The sequence below is a fragment of the Streptomyces sp. NPDC058086 genome, from assembly GCF_042885015.1.
In the GTDB taxonomy this organism is placed as follows: Bacteria; Actinomycetota; Actinomycetes; order Streptomycetales; family Streptomycetaceae; genus Streptomyces.
Map to the genome: position 1 here is coordinate 92235 of NZ_JBHVST010000032.1, position 12426 is coordinate 104660.

The 12426-nt window shown below is 68.5% G+C and carries 9 protein-coding genes; 7 read left to right on the forward strand and 2 right to left on the reverse strand.

Annotation, left to right across the window (positions count from 1 at the left end):
- Positions 1-148: 148 nt before the first annotated feature.
- Positions 149-1162: a LacI family DNA-binding transcriptional regulator gene (locus ACFVWD_RS25000; RefSeq protein ID WP_168511689.1), complete on the reverse strand. Its 1014-nt coding sequence runs from the start codon at positions 1160-1162 to the stop codon at positions 149-151.
- Positions 1163-1480: 318 nt separating this feature from the next.
- Between ACFVWD_RS25000 and ACFVWD_RS25005 the strand changes: the two genes are divergently transcribed.
- The 4 genes from ACFVWD_RS25005 (at position 1481) to secA (ending at position 7772) form a co-directional block, all read left to right on the forward strand.
- The gene (locus tag ACFVWD_RS25005) at positions 1481-2287 is read left to right on the forward strand and encodes an endo-1,4-beta-glucanase (RefSeq protein WP_389599076.1); all 807 of its coding nucleotides are present in this window, start codon (positions 1481-1483) and stop codon (positions 2285-2287) included.
- Between the two features lie 164 nt (positions 2288-2451).
- Positions 2452-4383 (forward strand): acyl-CoA dehydrogenase family protein, encoded by a 1932-nt coding sequence (locus ACFVWD_RS25010; RefSeq protein WP_389599078.1) that lies wholly within the window; start codon positions 2452-2454, stop codon positions 4381-4383.
- Between the two features lie 103 nt (positions 4384-4486).
- A complete protein-coding gene (locus ACFVWD_RS25015; RefSeq protein WP_389599080.1) occupies positions 4487-4972 on the forward strand; it encodes a hypothetical protein in 486 nt (161 codons plus the stop codon).
- A 16-nt stretch (positions 4973-4988) separates the two neighbouring features.
- Positions 4989-7772, forward strand: coding sequence for a preprotein translocase subunit SecA (secA, locus tag ACFVWD_RS25020; RefSeq protein ID WP_389599082.1), 2784 nt, complete (start codon positions 4989-4991; stop codon positions 7770-7772).
- 30 nt (positions 7773-7802) lie between these two features.
- Here secA and ACFVWD_RS25025 read toward each other — a convergent pair whose 3' ends face one another.
- On the reverse strand, positions 7803-8255 hold the full coding sequence (locus ACFVWD_RS25025; protein ID WP_168496180.1) for a lamin tail domain-containing protein: 453 nt from the start codon (positions 8253-8255) through the stop codon (positions 7803-7805).
- A 220-nt stretch (positions 8256-8475) separates the two neighbouring features.
- On the opposite strand from ACFVWD_RS25025, the gene dxr reads away from it, so the two are divergent.
- The 3 genes from dxr (at position 8476) to ispG (ending at position 12392) form a co-directional block, all read left to right on the forward strand.
- Complete coding sequence (gene dxr / locus ACFVWD_RS25030) at positions 8476-9759, forward strand: 1-deoxy-D-xylulose-5-phosphate reductoisomerase (protein ID WP_389599084.1); 1284 nt, start codon at positions 8476-8478, stop codon at positions 9757-9759.
- Positions 9756-11060 carry a M50 family metallopeptidase gene (locus tag ACFVWD_RS25035; protein WP_389599086.1) on the forward strand — a complete coding sequence of 435 codons (1305 nt, stop codon included), beginning with the start codon at positions 9756-9758 and terminating at the stop codon, positions 11058-11060. The genes dxr and ACFVWD_RS25035 overlap by 4 nt, the downstream gene beginning before the upstream one ends.
- Positions 11061-11234: 174 nt before the next feature.
- Positions 11235-12392, forward strand: a complete 1158-nt coding sequence (gene ispG, locus ACFVWD_RS25040) for a flavodoxin-dependent (E)-4-hydroxy-3-methylbut-2-enyl-diphosphate synthase (protein WP_095852303.1) — start codon at positions 11235-11237, stop codon at positions 12390-12392.
- The last annotated feature ends 34 nt before the right edge of the window (positions 12393-12426 follow it).

Sequence of the window (12426 nt, forward strand, 5' to 3'; positions counted from 1 at the left end):
TGCAGACATGAGGAATGCAGACATGCAGACATGGGGTGCCCGGCGAGGAGGGCACAACGCTGGGGCTGGGGCTGGGGCAGTGCGGTGTGATGCGGTGCGGTGCGGTGCGGTGAAGGGCGGGACGGGGAGTGGCGTGGCCGGGCCCCGGTCAGGCGGCGGTCGGCGCCGGGCCCGTGCTCGCCCGTACCGTCAACTCAGGGGCGATGAGCACGACTTCGTCCTTGCCGTGCCCTTCCAACTTGGCGATCAGATGCTCCACGGCGAGCCGGCCCATCTCCTGCGCCGGGATGGCGACCGAGGTCAGCCGCACCGAGGCCTGTGTCGCGACCTGGTCCGGGCAGATCGCGATCACCGACATGTCCTCGGGGACGGCCCGGCCCTGCTGGCGCAACAGCGCGAGCAGCGGCTCGACCGCGGACTCGTTCTGCACGACGAAGCCCGTGGTGCCGGGGCGCTCGTCGAGGATGCGGGCGAGGGTCAGGGCCATCGCGTCGTACCCGCCCTCGCAGGGGCGGTGCAGCACGCGCAGGCCCAACTCCCTCGAACGGGACCGGAGTCCGTCGAGGGTGCGCTCGGCGAAGCCGGTGTGCCGCTCGTAGACCGCGGGAGCCTCGCCGATGACAGCGATGTCACGGTGGCCCAGCAGCGCGAGGTGCTCGGCGCACAGCGCGCCCGTCGCGCCGAAGTCGAGATCGACGCAGGTCAGGCCGGAGGTGTCGGCGGGCAGGCCGATCAGTACGGAGGGCTGGTCCGTCTGGCGCAGCAGCGGGAGCCGTTCGTCGTCGAGCTCCACGTCCATCAGGATCATCGCGTCGGCGAGCCCGCTGCCGGTGACGCGGCGCACGGCGTCGGGACCCTCCTCGCCGGTGAGCAGGAGCACGTCGTAGCCGTGCGTGCGGGCGTGGGTCGCCACCGCGATGGCGATCTCCATCATCACGGGTACGTACATGTCGGTACGGAGCGGAACCATCAGCGCGATGATGTTGGAGCGGCTGCTCGCCAGGGCCCGGGCGCCCGCGTTCGGGTGGTAGCCGAGCTCCTGGATGCTCCGCTCGACCCGCTGCCGGGTGCTCGCGGAGATGGACCGCTTGCCGCTGAGGACATAGCTCACCGTGCTCGCCGAGACTCCGGCGTGCTGGGCGACCTCGGCGAGGGTGACCATCCAGCTCTCCAAGCATTGTGTGAAGCGCTTCGACAGTGCGCATTGCGGACAAGGGCGTGTGAGGGTGGCTCGACAGTAGCTCGACGGGTGGTGGGTGTCCATAGGTTGTCGAAGCGCTTCGACGGGATTCTTGCGGTGCGGGTCGGGAGTCGTCGTCGTGCCGCGCGACGGCACGTTCGCCGTGCCGTGCCCGGGCGTGTTTCCAGTGTCGGGCGCCGGTACGTTTCGCGCGCCGGACTTCGCCGTGCGGCGGCAACCTTTCGAGCCCCGGTGGTCACTGAGAAGGCGTACGCAGACCGTTTTCCGGAAGGACCTTCGATGCAACACCGCCGACCGCGCCTGTCCAAGAAGGCGAAGACGATGCTCGCGGGAACGGTGGCGCTCGCGGCCGCCGCGGGCGTCACCGTCGCCCAGGCAGGCGAGGCCAGCAAGAAGTGCGGCGCCTTCGAAACCGTCACGATGGGCAAGTACTACGTCAACAACAACCTCTGGGGGCAGGACGACGGCACGGGCACCCAGTGCGTCTGGGACACCTCGCGCTCCGGCGACACCATCGGCTGGGGCACGAACTACACCTGGACCAGCAAGGCCGGCAAGGAGAACAGCGTCAAGTCGTACGCCAGTACCGTGCTCGGCTGGCACTGGGGCTGGAAGGCCGACAAGGCGGCCACCGAACTGCCCGTCCGGGTCGGCGACCGCAAGCCGGTCAAAACCAGCTGGGAGTTTTCGGTCAGTTCCAACCCCGGCACCATGAACGTCGCCTACGACCTGTGGCTGCACGACAAGAACAACGCGGACTGGCAGGACCAGCCCGCCGACGAAATCATGGTCTGGCTCAACCGGCAGGGTGGTGCGGGCCCCCTCGGCACCAAGTACGGCAGCGTGAGCCTCGACGGCGCCATGTGGGACATCTACCAGGGCGACATCGGCTGGAAGGTGTACTCCTTCGTCCGCCGCGCCAACACCACCAAGGCCTCCCTCGACCTCGACGACTTCACTCAGGCCCTGGTCCGCCGCAAGCTGCTCGGCAACGACAAGTACCTCTCCGGCATCGAGTCGGGCAGCGAGGTCTTCCGCGGTTCGGGGCGGCTGGACACCAAGGCGTACTCCGTCGACATCGGCTGACATCCGCCGGCATCGGCCGGCATCGGCCCAAACCCATGGGGTACACGTTCACACGAACGCGCGCGAGGACTGGTGGGCTCACCCGTATTCGGGTAAATACGATCGAGTAGAACCGATCGGTAACGAAGGTCCCCAAGATCCCTATGCGCGGCGAGGTGAGCCTCATGTCCGCAACACCCCACCAGCCCACCGTCACTGAACGTGAGGCACGTCAGGTCGCGGAGGCGGCCCGCGAACAGGACTGGCGCAAGCCCAGCTTCGCCAAGGAACTGTTCCTCGGCCGCTTCCGCCTCGACCTGATCCACCCGCACCCCATGCCCCCCGAGGACGACGTACAGCGCGGCGAGGAGTTCCTCGCCAAGCTGCGCGACTTCTGCGAGACGAAGATCGACCCGGCCCGTATCGAGCGCGAGGCACAGATCCCGGACGAGGTCATCGACGGCCTCAAGGACCTCGGCGCCCTCGGCATGAAGATCGACACCAAGTACGGAGGCCTCGGCCTCACCCAGGTGTACTACAACAAGGCGCTCGCCCTCGTCGGCTCCGCGAACCCGGCGATCGGTGCCCTGCTGTCCGCACACCAGTCGATCGGCGTACCGCAGCCGCTGAAGCTCTTCGGCACCCAGGAGCAGAAGGACGTCTTCCTGCCGCGCTGCGCCCGCACCGACATCTCGGCCTTCCTCCTCACCGAGCCGGACGTCGGCTCCGACCCGGCGCGGCTCGCCACGACCGCCGTGCCGGACGGCGACGACTACGTCCTCGACGGGGTGAAGCTCTGGACGACCAACGGCGTCGTCGCCGATCTGCTCGTCGTCATGGCGCGCGTCCCGAAGTCCGAGGGCCACAAGGGCGGCATCACGGCGTTCGTGGTGGAGGCCGGCTCCGAGGGCGTCACCGTCGAGAACCGCAACGCCTTCATGGGCCTGCGCGGCCTGGAGAACGGCGTCACCCGCTTCCACCAGGTCCGCGTCCCGGCCGCGAACCGGATCGGCCCGGAGGGTGCGGGCCTGAAGATCGCCCTCACCACCCTCAACACCGGCCGCCTCTCACTGCCCGCCATGTGCGTCGGCGCGGGCAAGTGGTGTCTGAAGATCGCCCGCGAATGGTCGGCGGCCCGCGAGCAGTGGGGCAAGCCGGTCGCCTTCCACGAGGCCGTCGGCTCCAAGATCTCCTTCATCGCGGCCACCACCTTCGCCCTCGAAGCCGTCGTCGACCTGTCCTCCCAGATGGCCGACGAGAACCGCAACGACATCCGCATCGAGGCCGCCCTCGCCAAGCTGTACGGCTCCGAGATGGGCTGCCTGATGGCCGACGAACTGGTCCAGATCCGCGGTGGCCGCGGCTTCGAGACCGCCGAGTCGCTGGCGGCGCGCGGCGAGCGGGCGGTGCCCGCCGAGCAGATCCTGCGCGACCTGCGCATCAACCGGATCTTCGAGGGCTCCACGGAGATCATGCACCTGCTGATCGCCCGCGAGGCCGTCGACGCCCACCTGTCGGTCGCCGGTGACCTCATCGACCCCGACAAGTCCCTCTCGGACAAGGCGAAGGCAGGCGCGAACGCGGGTGTCTTCTACGCCAAGTGGCTGCCGAAACTGGTCGCGGGACCGGGGCAGCTCCCGCGCTCGTACGGCGAGTTCAACCGGCATGTGGATCTCTCCCCGCATCTGCGCTACGTCGAGCGCAACGCCCGCAAGCTCGCCCGCTCCACCTTCTACGCCATGTCCCGCTGGCAGGGCCGGATGGAGACCAAGCAGGGCTTCCTGGGCCGGATCGTCGACATCGGCGCCGAGCTCTTCGCGATGAGCGCGGCCTGCGTCCGCGCCGAACACCTGCGCCTCACCGGGCAGCACGGCCGAGAGGCCTACCAGCTCGCCGACGCCTTCTGCCGCCAGTCCCGCATCCGCGTCGACGAACTCTTCGGCCGCCTGTGGAGCAACACCGACGACCTCGACCGCAAGGTCGTCAAGGGCGTACTGGCGGGCACGTACGAATGGCTGGAGCAGGGCGTGATCGACCCGTCCGGGGAAGGCCCCTGGATCGCCGACGCGACACCCGGCCCGAGCCGGAAGGAAAACGTCCACCGCCCCATTCGCTGACCCTTTCCCCAGGAATTCACTGCCGCCCCGGTTCGCCATTCCGCCGCTTGCCGCACCGAATATGTGCGTCAACAATGAGGAGAATGGCGAACGGGGACGGCAGATGCGCCAAGGAATCGGGGAAGAACACGGTCACGGCCTTTCCGCGCAGCTGACGCGCGCCCGTGCCGAGGCCCGGCGTCAGCTCGACGAACCGGATCCCGCAGGGGCCCTGCGGACCGTACGCAAAGAGGTGCGGCCGCTGGCGCAGAAGCTGCGCGAAGCCGCGCCCGAGACCTTCGAGGCGCACCGCGACGCCCTCGCGGTTCTCCTCAACGACTGCGCGCTCGCCCTGGTCGACACGGAGCCGCGCCCGCCGGTGCCCTCCTTCGACGCCGTACGGATCCGGCGCATCGACCTCGGCGACGTCGACGGTCTGCTGGACGCCGGACGGCCGGGGGAACGGCCCGTCATCCAGCAACTCTTCCGCAGCGCACTCGACGTGGTCGACGATCCCGTCCTGCGCGAGGTGATCACAGCGAATCAGCAGGGCGTCCACATTCTGCAACGAGCCAATCACTGGATTCGGATGCTCGTGGACGCCGTTTAGTTCTGGGGGAATTCCTATGACGGGCAAAGGTCTGGACGTCATCACCGGCAGGATCATGCGAGCCGGCGAGGGCCGTGTGCTGCGCAGGCTCCAGCGCGTCGTCGATCAGGTCAACTCCTTGGACGAGGAGTTCAGGGCCTTGTCGGACGAGGAACTCCAGTCCCTCACCCCGGAGTTCAAACAGCGCCACGCCGACGGCGAGAGCCTGGACGACCTGCTGCCGGAGGCCTTCGCCGCGATGCGCGAGGCGGCCCGGCGCACCCTGGGCATGCGCCACTTCGACGTCCAGGTGATGGGCGGCGCGGCGCTGCACCTCGGCGACATCGCGGAGATGCAGACGGGGGAGGGCAAGACCCTCGTCGCCACCCTCCCCGTCTATCTGAACGCCCTGTCCGGCAAGGGAGTCCACCTCGTCACGGTCAACGACTACCTCGCCGAGCGCGACGCCGAGTGGATGGGCCGCGCCTACCGCTTCCTGGGCCTGACCGTCGGTGTCATCAAGTCCGAGTCGACGCCCGCCGTGCGCCGCGCCCAGTACGCCTGCGACATCACCTACGGCACCAACACCGAGTTCGGCTTCGACTACCTGCGCGACAACATGGCCTGGTCGCGGGACGAACTCGTGCAGCGCGGCCACCACTTCGCGATCGTCGACGAGGCCGACTCCATCCTCATCGACGAGGCCCGCACCCCGCTGATCATCTCCGGCCCCGCCGACCAGCCCACCCGGTGGTACGAGGCCTTCGCGGGGCTCGTACGACGGATGAAGGGCGTCCGCGTCCAGGAGGAACTCTTCACCCGGCCGGCCGAGAAGGAGGAACTGGCGGCGCTGCGGGCCAGGTACGACTACGAGTACGACCCCAAGAAACGCACCGTCGCGATCCTGGACCGGGGCGTCGAGTACCTCCAGGACCAGCTCGGCATCGAGAGTCTGTACGAGTCCGACCACACCTCCCTCATCGGGCACCTCAACAACGCCCTGAAGGCAAAGGAGCACTTCAAGAGGGACAAGGACTACGTGGTCGTGGACGGCGAGGTGCTGATCGTCGACGAGCACACCGGCCGCATCCTCGCGGGCCGCCGCTACAACGAGGGGCTGCACCAGGCGATCGAGGCGAAGGAAGGGGTGACGATCAAGGACGAGAACCAGACCCTCGCCACGATCACCCTGCAGAACTTCTTCCGCCTCTACGAGAAGCTCGCCGGCATGACCGGCACGGCGATGACGGAGGCGGCCGAATTCCACCAGATCTACCAGCTCCAGGTCGTGCCGATCCCGACCAACCGGCCCCCGAAGCGCGCCGACGACCCCGACCAGATCTACCGCACCGTGGACGCCAAGTACGCCGCGATCGTGGAGGACATCGCCGAGCGGCACGCCCAGGGGCAGCCGATCCTCGTCGGCACCACGTCGGTGGAGAAGTCCGAACTGCTCTCCGCGCTGCTCAGGAAACGCGGTGTCCGGCACGAGGTGCTCAACGCCAAGAACCACCAGCGCGAGGCCCAGATCGTGGCCCAGGCGGGCCGCAAGGGCGCCGTCACCGTCGCCACCAACATGGCGGGCCGCGGCACCGACATCATGCTCGGCGGCAATCCCGAGTCCCTCATAGCCGCAGAGCTGGAGAAGCGCGAGCTCACCGAGGAGGAGCACCCCGACGCCTGCCGCGAGGTGCGTGAGCGCGTCACCGCCGCGGTCGGGGCGGCGTACGAGGAGGTCAAGGAGCTCGGCGGGCTCTATGTGCTGGGCACCGAACGCCACGAGTCCCGCCGTATCGACAACCAGCTGCGCGGCCGCTCCGGACGCCAGGGCGACAACGGCGCCTCCCGCTTCTACCTCTCCCTGGAGGACGACCTGATGCGCCTGTTCCGCGCCCAGGTCGTGGACCGCGTGATGTCCATGGCGAACGTCCCCGACGACATCCCCATCGAGAACAAGATGGTCACCCGCGCCATCGCCTCCGCCCAGGCCCAGGTCGAGCAGCAGCACTTCGAGTCCCGCAAGGACGTCCTGAAGTTCGACGAGGTGCTCAACCGGCAGCGCACCCTCATCTACGCCGAGCGCCGCCGCGTCCTGGCGGGGGAGGACCTGCGCGAACAGCTCCTGCACTTCATGGACGACACCGTGCGGGCGTACATCGAACAGGAGACCAGCGAGGGCTTCCCCGAGGAATGGGACCTGGAGCGGCTCTGGGGCGCCTTCAAACAGCTCTATCCGGTACGGGTCACGATCGAGGCCCTGGAGGAGGAGGCCGGCGAGCGCGCGAACCTCACCGCCGACGACCTGACCGAGGCCGTGACCCGGGACATCCACGACCGCTACGAGGCCCGCGAGAGCGAACTCGGCGCCGACGCCCTGCGCGACCTCGAACGCCTCGTCGTCCTCAACGTCCTCGACCGCAAATGGCGCGAGCACCTCTACGAGATGGACTACCTCCGCGACGGCATCGGTCTGCGCTGGACGCTCGGCCGGGAACCCATCGTCGAGTACGAGCGCGAGGGCTTCGACATGTACGGCGCGATGACCGACGCCATCAAGGAGGAGTCCGTCGGCTACGTCTTCAACCTGGACGCCTCCGGCGGTCCGCCCGGGACCCTCGAACGCCGCGACCGCGTCGAGGACCTGCACTTCACGGCCCCCACCATGGACACGGCGGAGGGCGTGGTCGAGGGCGACTTCGCCCCGGCGGACGCCGACGCGCCCGCGACTGCTCCCGGGGCAGCCCCCGCGCCCGCCGCCGCGCCGTCACGCGGCGGCGCGCGCCCCGGCAGGTCCAAGGCGCGGCGCCGCCGCAAGCGGTGAGGACGCGGGGGCCGGCAGGAGAGACAGGGCCTAGCAGTACTTGTCGCTGGGATCCCGCGTCGTCCACGAGCACGCGTCGACCTTGCCGCCGTTCGCCTTGGTGAGCGTGGCGGTGTCGCTGGTGTTGTTCCAGACGTACGCGCGGCGGTTCTGGTACTTGTCCCCCGCGGTGTCCCTACCGCTGCCCGTGTGCACCTTCATGGTCTTGTGCGCCCCGATCTTCACGTTCGGGAAGGTGTACCTGTGGTTCGAGACGTCCTTGAGGATCCAGCCCTTGAGCGAGATCGCCGCCGAACTGGTGTTCTTGATCTGCACCCACTCGGCGTTGAGGCTCGCGTTGGAGCGGTTGTCCGAACCGGGACTGTCGAACCAGACGTGGTAGATGGTCACACCGCCGGCCGCCTGCGCCGGCGTGCTGAGAAGAAACGTGCCTGTCAGTGCCACGGCGCCCGCGAGCGCGGGCAGGGCAGCGCGTATCCGCATGAGAACCCCCCAGGGTGTCGCCCCCCGGCCGGTCGTCCACCGGCCAGTGAGAGTGACGACGTGCATGAAGTGCTATCACATGATCTTCACGCTGGTTTCACAAAGGGTGATTTCGCTTCCTCCGGTACGTCGGGGTGCTAATGGGGTCAGAAGAGAGGAGAAGCGAGGAGAAGAGGGGAGCCCTGTCCTGTGCGGGTCGCGCAGCGGCCACAATGGGGGGATGAGCGACAGTCCAGCCCCCCTCGCTGATCCGCATCTCGTCTTCGACCCCGTGGACGGAGTCCGGGATGTCGTGATCCTCGGCTCCACCGGCTCGATCGGCACCCAGGCCATCGACCTCGTGCTGCGCAACCCCGACCGGTTCCGGGTCACCGCGCTCTCCGCCGCCGGCGGCAGGGTCGGACTGCTCGCGGAGCAGGCCCACCGGCTGCGTGTACGCACGGTCGCGGTCGCGCGCGAGGACGTCGTACCGGCGCTGCGGGAGGCGCTCACGGCCGAGTACGCACCGGGTGAGACCCTTCCCGAGATCCTGGCCGGCGCGGACGCCGCCACCCGGCTCGCCGCCTCCGACTGTCACACCGTCCTCAACGGCATCACCGGCTCCATCGCCCTCGCCCCCACCCTCGCCGCCCTGGAAGCGGGCCGCACCCTCGCGCTCGCCAACAAGGAATCGCTCATCGTCGGCGGCCCGCTGGTGAAGGCGCTGGCCAAGCCCGGCCAGATCATCCCGGTCGACTCCGAGCACGCGGCGCTCTTCCAGGCACTGGCGGCCGGTACGCGCGCCGATGTGCGCAAGCTGGTCGTGACCGCCTCCGGCGGACCCTTCCGGGGGCGTACGAAGGCGGAGCTGGCGAACGTCACTCCCGCCGAGGCCCTCGCGCACCCGACCTGGGCCATGGGCCCGGTGATCACCATCAACTCCGCGACCTTGGTCAACAAGGGGCTGGAAGTCATCGAGGCGCACCTCCTCTACGACATTCCCTTCGATCGCATTGAGGTGGTCGTGCACCCGCAGTCGTATGTCCACTCGATGGTTGAGTACACGGACGGATCGACACTGGCCCAGGCGACGCCCCCCGACATGCGGGGACCGATCGCCATCGGTCTCGGCTGGCCCGAACGCGTCCCGGACGCGGCGCCCGCCTTCGACTGGACCAAGGCGTCGAGCTGGGAGTTCTTCCCGCTCGACAACGACGCGTTCCCCTCCGTCGGGCTCGCCCGGCACGTGGGGCAGCTCGCGGGCACGGCCCCGGCGGTGTTCAATGCCGCCAACGAGGAGTGCGTGGACGCGTTCCTGAACGGCGCCCTGCCGTTCAACGGGATCATGGAGACCGTCACCCGGGTGGTCGAGGAACACGGCACACCCGGAACGGGAACTTCCCTGACCGTGGCAGACGTCCTCGAAGCGGAGACCTGGGCACGCGCCCGGGCCCGTGAACTGACCGCACAGACGGCGCGGACAGCACCAATGGCACAGACGACAACCGCGGAGGCTCGTGCATGACGACCCTGATGATGATCCTCGGCATAGTCGTCTTCGCGGTCGGCCTGCTCATCTCGATCGCCTGGCACGAGCTGGGACATCTGTCGACGGCCAAGCTCTTCGGCATCCGTGTGCCGCAGTACATGGTCGGCTTCGGGCCGACCATCTGGTCGCGGAAGAAGGGCGACACCGAGTACGGGGTGAAGGCGGTCCCGCTCGGCGGCTACATCCGCATGATCGGGATGTTCCCGCCCGGACCGGACGGCCGTATCGAGGCGCGCTCCACCTCCCCCTTCCGGGGCATGATCGAGGACGCCAGGTCGGCCGCCTTCGAGGAGCTCCAGCCCGGCGACGAGACCCGCCTCTTCTACACGCGCAAGCCGTGGAAGCGCGTGATCGTGATGTTCGCGGGCCCGTTCATGAACCTCGTCCTGGCCGTCGCGATCTTCCTCGGCGTGATGATGACGTTCGGGGTGCAGACCCAGACCACCACGGTCGGCAAGGTCTCGGACTGTGTCATTCAGCAGAGCGAGAACCGGTCGAAGTGTGCGACGAGCGACCAGGCCGCGCCCGCCAAGGCCGCCGGGCTCAAGGGCGGCGACAAGATCGTCGCGTTCAACGGCAAGGCGATCGGCGACTGGGCGGCGCTGCAGTCCGACATCCGCTCCAACCCCGGCAAGGACGTCACGCTCACCGTCGAGCGCAAGGGGCAGAAGGTCGACCTGACCGCTCACCTGATCAAGAACCAGGTCAGCAAGACCGACGGCAACGGCGGCTATGTCGAGGGCAAGTACGTGTACGCCGGCTTCCTCGGCTTCACGCCCGCCTCCGGCATCGTCCAGCAGTCGTTCGGCCAGTCCGTGAACCGCATGGGCGACATGATGCAGAACGGCGTCGAGTCGCTCGTCTCGCTGCCCGGCAAGATCCCCGACCTGTGGAACGCGGCCTTCGGCGACGGCCCCCGCAAGGCGGACTCCCCGATGGGCGTGGTCGGCGCGGCCCGTATCGGCGGTGATGTCTTCACCCTCGACATCCCGGCATCGCAGCAGGTCGCGATGATGCTGCTGCTGGTCGCGGGCTTCAACCTCTCCCTGTTCCTGTTCAACATGCTCCCGCTGCTCCCGCTCGACGGCGGGCACATCGCGGGCGCGCTGTGGGAGTCGCTGCGGCGGAACGCGGCGAAGGTGCTGAGGCGGCCGGACCCGGGCCCGTTCGACGTGGCGAAGCTGATGCCGGTGGCCTATGTGGTGGCCGGAATCTTCGTCTGCTTCACGATCCTCGTCCTGATCGCGGACGTTGTTAACCCGGTGAAAATCTCCTAGGCGGTCTCTTGGCAAGACACCGTTCGTGGCGGCCGGGCACCCTGGGTGTCCGGCCGCCATCCGTTGGGTGGGTTTAGGGGCGTGATGTGCTCGGGCGTGCGCCGGTGCCGTAATCTCGGAGCCTGGAGCCCACGATTCCGGGACCTTGATCCACAACTTGGGGTTGCACAGCAGATGACTGCGATTTCTCTCGGCATGCCGTCCGTTCCGACCAAGCTCGCCGAGCGTCGGAAGAGCCGGCAGATCCAGGTCGGAACCGTGGCCGTGGGTGGAGACGCACCCGTCTCGGTGCAGTCGATGACGACCACGCGTACGTCGGACATCGGCGCCACGCTGCAGCAGATCGCCGAGCTGACCGCCTCCGGCTGCCAGATCGTACGGGTGGCGTGCCCGACCCAGGACGACGCCGACGCCCTCGCCACGATCGCCCGCAAGTCGCAGATCCCGGTCATCGCGGACATCCACTTCCAGCCGAAGTACGTCTTCGCGGCGATCAACGCGGGCTGCGCGGCCGTCCGTGTGAACCCCGGCAACATCAAGCAGTTCGACGACCAGGTCAAGGAGATCGCGCGGGCCGCGAAGGACACCGGCACCCCGATCCGGATCGGCGTCAACGCGGGTTCGCTCGACAAGCGGCTCCTCCAGAAGTACGGCAAGGCGACCCCCGAGGCGCTCGTCGAGTCAGCCCTCTGGGAGGCGTCCCTCTTCGAGGAGCACGACTTCCGGGACATCAAGATCTCGGTCAAGCACAACGACCCGGTGGTCATGGTCAACGCGTACCGCCAGCTGGCGGCGGCGTGCGACTACCCCCTGCACCTCGGTGTGACGGAGGCGGGTCCCGCCTTCCAGGGCACGATCAAGTCGGCGGTGGCGTTCGGAGCGCTGCTCTCCGAGGGCATCGGCGACACGATCCGGGTGTCCCTGTCGGCGCCGCCCGCCGAGGAGGTCAAGGTCGGTCTCCAGATCCTGGAGTCGCTGAACCTCAAGCAGCGGGGCCTGGAGATCGTGTCCTGCCCGTCCTGCGGGCGTGCCCAGGTCGACGTGTACAAGTTGGCGGAAGAGGTCACCGCCGGTCTGACGGGCATGGAGGTCCCCCTCCGCGTCGCCGTCATGGGCTGCGTCGTGAACGGTCCGGGCGAGGCCCGCGAGGCCGACCTCGGCGTCGCCTCCGGTAACGGCAAGGGGCAGATCTTCGTCAAGGGCGAGGTCATCAAGACGGTCCCCGAGTCGAAGATCGTCGAGACGCTCATCGAGGAAGCGATGAAGCTTGCCGAGCAGATGGAGGCCGACGGTATCGCCTCCGGCGAGCCTTCGGTGTCGGTAGCGGGCTGACCCCCCCTTGGCGCAAGGGACCCGGGTGCCCCTC

Excerpts from the sequence above, each read along its gene's own strand:
- ACFVWD_RS25000 (WP_168511689.1), bottom strand. The coding sequence starts at position 1,162 with ATGGTCACCCTCGCCGAGGTCGCCCAGCACGCCGGAGTCTCGGCGAGC.
- ispG (WP_095852303.1), top strand. The coding sequence starts at position 11,235 with ATGACTGCGATTTCTCTCGGCATGCCGTCCGTTCCGACCAAGCTCGCC.
- ACFVWD_RS25005 (WP_389599076.1), top strand. The coding sequence starts at position 1,481 with ATGCAACACCGCCGACCGCGCCTGTCCAAGAAGGCGAAGACGATGCTC.
- ACFVWD_RS25010 (WP_389599078.1), top strand. The coding sequence starts at position 2,452 with ATGTCCGCAACACCCCACCAGCCCACCGTCACTGAACGTGAGGCACGT.
- ACFVWD_RS25035 (WP_389599086.1), top strand. The coding sequence starts at position 9,756 with ATGACGACCCTGATGATGATCCTCGGCATAGTCGTCTTCGCGGTCGGC.
- secA (WP_389599082.1), top strand. The coding sequence starts at position 4,989 with ATGACGGGCAAAGGTCTGGACGTCATCACCGGCAGGATCATGCGAGCC.
- ACFVWD_RS25025 (WP_168496180.1), bottom strand. The coding sequence starts at position 8,255 with ATGCGGATACGCGCTGCCCTGCCCGCGCTCGCGGGCGCCGTGGCACTG.
- dxr (WP_389599084.1), top strand. The coding sequence starts at position 8,476 with ATGAGCGACAGTCCAGCCCCCCTCGCTGATCCGCATCTCGTCTTCGAC.
- ACFVWD_RS25015 (WP_389599080.1), top strand. The coding sequence starts at position 4,487 with ATGCGCCAAGGAATCGGGGAAGAACACGGTCACGGCCTTTCCGCGCAG.